The organism is Synechococcus lacustris str. Tous (genome assembly GCF_003011125.1).
In the GTDB taxonomy this organism is placed as follows: domain Bacteria; phylum Cyanobacteriota; class Cyanobacteriia; order PCC-6307; family Cyanobiaceae; genus Synechococcus_D; species Synechococcus_D lacustris.
The window spans coordinates 1-3,916 of sequence record NZ_PXVC01000118.1 but is presented as its reverse complement, the minus strand read 5'-3'; the positions used below and the strand labels follow the sequence as shown (position 1 = coordinate 3,916).

Here is a 3,916-nt window from a genome sequence, read left to right as displayed (position 1 = left end):
GTAGTCATGGGGGTGCTGATGCCAATCCAAATGCCTTGAAGCAGCAGGCCAAAAGCAATTGCTAGCAGTAAAAGCTCACCACTAAGCAGCACCCAACCGCTGCGCCGTAGGGCCTTAATTCCTTCGCCAATGGCGATGCCGGCAGCTGTAATCAGTGCTAAGGCAATTGTTTCAGTGAAAGCCGGAAGCACATCCATTTGGTAGTGGTTGCCCTGCCCTAGGCGGCTTAGGGCTGCTAAGCGGTGGGCATGCACTTCCACACCAGGCATTGTGGCCAGTTGTGCAGCAGCACTAAAACGGGTGTGGGGCGTGTTGAAATCATCCCGAAGAGAGGGTGCAACACTACCGATTAAAATAATTTTGCCCTTTAGATCAGCCTTTGGAATTTTGTTATCTAAAAGGGATGAGAGGTTCCAAATAGGAAAGCTACCAGGTTGTAMAAAASTCAGCATTCKTTGTCTACCAGCTGCATCCACTTGCYTGTATCCACCGGAACCTGGYGTTARCCAGCGACTTTGCAGTTGGGGATTTTTAAAAGTTGAACGCAGTTGCTGATTGCYYTGRGCCTTTTCCCATAGGCGTAGCGGTAAAGCTAAATAGGCAGGTGGTTGGCCATCAACGTGCACCAGGTCGCGCCKTAGYACCCCATCGCCATCTAAAACCAGATCATTGAAAGCTTGCTGCTGGGGGCGGGTGCCCGGAGGCGCTGGAATTGCCTCAGCGGCATTAAAAATTGCCACCAAYTTTGGATTTTCTTTTAACTCTTGGCGTAATTCAGCACTACCTGGATCGAYACCCTTATCGCGGTAGATATCTAAGCCGATGGCGGTGGCGCCAGCTGCCCTAAGGATTTGCAAACCTGCTGTGAGCTGCCTGTCGTTTATGGGCCAGCCATATCTACGGATATCCGCTTCATTGATACCAATTAAGCGAATTGGTGTATCGATACCGCTGGGTGCTTTGCGCACTTGGATGCTGGCGTCGTAGAGCAAAAGRTTGAGGTTTTCGCCAATGCCGCTACTGCTTAATCCCCAAAGCAAAATTCCAGCAACCCCATAGGGGGTTACTAAGCTGATCCAGTGGTTCCAGCGCCTTGGGCTGGGAAAAAGCATTTTCAAAAACGCACTTTTAKTTGGCTATACAAACCATCACTTATMAGCCAGTTATTCCAAAGGGTTTGCGCTTCTGTTTGGAAGGGACCCACCCAGCCGAGCTCCACACTCCAMGTATTTCCCTGCTGCCAACGTAAAAATGCCCCCCCCGCTCCAGCGGTGTCGTTGAAATTGATTGAGTTGCGGTTGCTTTCAACCCCGCCGGCACCGATAAAAGGCACTAGCTGTAGGCGATTAGAGCCACCTTTCCAAAGGGTATAGGCGGCCTCTATGTAGCCCAGATAGCCGCTGTCGCCACTAACCAGCTGGCCCGGCAAACCGCGGAGGCCACTATCACTGCCAATGCTGAATCCCATGTCGCTGCTGAGGGGGTTAAAGGCCCATTGGGCAGCGCTGCGAATGCTTAATTGCAATTGGGGTAGGGCTAACCAACTGCCCGATAGGCTTGCCCCTATTGCCCTGGCTTCTCCAGGRCGAATGCCAACTTCGCCAAGGGCAAGCTGTTGGCTGGGRGTGGAAAARCCCTGAATTCCCTGTAAGCCATATAACTGCCCTCCCCAGGCAAGGGATTGGCCAGAGTTGTTGAARCCAAGGCCWGYWCGAATRAAACCRGTGCGCAACCAGCCGTTGCTATTGCCACCAACAAGTAGGGGAACTGCTTTATCTGCTAAAAACACATCGTTGCGGTTAACACTGAGCCCAGCAAATGCGTACAATTGAGAACTTAAGCCATCTATTAGGTTCCAATTTAATTGRCCATARCCTTGTAATTGCCTGTAGGAAAGATCATGRTATGGYTGATCTATTTCGATTAGATTGCGGCGACTATAACCAAAGGCACTGGTGAAACTCAGYTGATTATTTAGATTAGCTGTGTAACTAATTGATCCGAGTACATAGCCAACTTCTGGGTCGCGATCRGTATTGATTTCAGCAAAAACAAGGAGTTGATCGCTGTTTTGGAGAAGGCCAATTTTGCTAAGRCCAAGCACTCCGCGGGCTTCTCCAGTGCCTGGGTTACCATCATTGCGAAGGTTTATTTCACCTCTGATCGGTTGAGCAGCGGGCTCMACTGTGATGTTTAACACAGCCTTGGCTGGATCACTACCCAAGCGGCCTAGGTTGCCACGCACCGCTGCCACGTCTGGCCGTTGCCTGAGTTTTTGCAAATTTTCCTCTAACAAAGAAACCCGAAGGGGTCCCTGTTGCAGCGGAGCTAACCATGCTTTAACCCTGCGAGCCAAGGCGGCATTACTGCTTTGCACCCTTAATTCAACTAACCTGCCTTCTACTAATTCCAACCGCGCTGGATTTGTTAGTTGATCAACGATTACCCTTGAATTTAAGTAGCCCTTTGCAACGAGCTGGGCGGTGAGGGCAGCGGCGCAATTRTTCAGGTTTTGAATATTATTATTAATGGGATTCTCTTGCTGGCAGCGCTCTAATTGATCTTGCAATGCCTCTGGCGTGTATAAACGAGAATCTTTTAATTCTGGGCTTAGTTCAACCGCTGGCGCGGCCGTGGCTGGCGCGGCTCTTTCGATTGGCACATTGCTYGGCAGCCTTACGGGGCCTGGCTGCAGGGCCGGTTCAACCAATTGGGCYAGCAGCCAAAGCATTTGTGAGGGGCCGCACAGTATTTAGTGATTTTTGCCTGTGTTTATGAGATTGTCTGGGGGGAGGATTCACCAATTCCACTGGCAGCCCATGGCACTGGCAAAAAATCGGAACTTCACAGTAGGCCTTTTTGCAGTGCTGGGCTTGAGTTTTGGGCTGTCAACCAATGCCAYTGCCCAAGTGSTGGGTAGCAGTGGAGCGCGTAATTTATCYACACAGGTKGGTGGCACCAGTTCTGAWGCGGTAATAACAGGGGGCAYCCAGCGGGGCAACAAGCTTTTCCATTCATTTAGTCGTTTTGATATAGCTCCGGGCAGCTCCGCCGTATTTGATGGCAGTGGTACTAGCGGTGTACAGACAATTTTTGGCCGGATTGAAACGGGGCCAAGCAAATTGGCAGGTCCTTTGGGAGGTCGCAATTGGSGCGGTGCYAGCCCTGAGTTGATGTTGATGAATCCGTTTGGATTCATTGTGGAAAAAGGTTTTTCGATTAGTGGTTTAACACCTCTATCACTGTTCGCGGTGGATGCATTGATGTTTCGCGATCCATCAAGCCAAGCTTTGTTTCCATTTGATATGAATATCAGTGCTAGCGGTTTGCAAGTAACCACTCCTAATTGGAACACTGCGGAATTTGTKGGATTTCTAATGGATTCCACCAGTTCAACAACGGCCCAGGGRCAAGGYGGYGCTCCTATTAGTGTGCAGGGGGGCTTTAGTTTGCCCCACTTAAAYCTTGCYGGCTCAAAAATTAATATYGAAGGTGATCCTCTAAAAGTGGATAAGTTGCGTATTTATGCCCAAGCTTTTAAGGGAGCTTTTATCGGAGCTGCTTCAGATCTCTCCACTAMTTTTCAGGTGGGAAGTTATAGCCCAAGTGCTGGCACATTTACTCCCTATACAAGTGCCTCCCAGGTGGGTGGAKCTGCTCCCCAATCTGGCTTTGTAAGCACTACACCTGATTTGAGTAATTTGGCTGGTTTTGGAGTGCCATGTGGCACCAATTGCGCCTCGGGCAATATTCAAATAAAAGCTAACATTGAGCCTTACATTAACACTGCAACTTCCCTAAGAGTGATTGGCCGAGAAACTGTGTTGGGGCCATGGACTGTTGCAAATAACATCACCAGCGGCACAGTTGTCAACTTCACTCCCTATTTAGGCGGCGGAATTTATCAAACCTTAGT

At 49.8% G+C, this 3,916-nt stretch carries 3 protein-coding genes and 1 pseudogene; 2 read left to right on the top strand and 2 right to left on the bottom strand.

The window, feature by feature from the left end:
- The coding region (locus C7K08_RS12995) for a CHASE2 domain-containing protein (RefSeq protein ID WP_117434657.1) at positions 1-1,112 on the bottom strand (1,112 nt) is incomplete at its 3' end.
- 2 nt (positions 1,113-1,114) lie between these two features.
- Complete coding sequence (locus C7K08_RS12990; RefSeq protein WP_106500989.1) at positions 1,115-2,731, bottom strand: ShlB/FhaC/HecB family hemolysin secretion/activation protein; 1,617 nt, start codon at positions 2,729-2,731, stop codon at positions 1,115-1,117.
- Positions 2,732-2,774: 43 nt separating this feature from the next.
- On the opposite strand from C7K08_RS12990, the pseudogene C7K08_RS16945 reads away from it, so the two are divergent.
- Both C7K08_RS16945 and C7K08_RS16530 read left to right on the top strand, forming a co-directional pair.
- A pseudogene (locus C7K08_RS16945) lies at positions 2,775-3,206 on the top strand (two-partner secretion domain-containing protein); the annotation flags it as partial.
- Positions 3,207-3,506: 300 nt separating this feature from the next.
- Positions 3,507-3,916: hypothetical protein (locus C7K08_RS16530; protein ID WP_241537264.1), on the top strand; the 410-nt coding region annotated here is incomplete at its 3' end.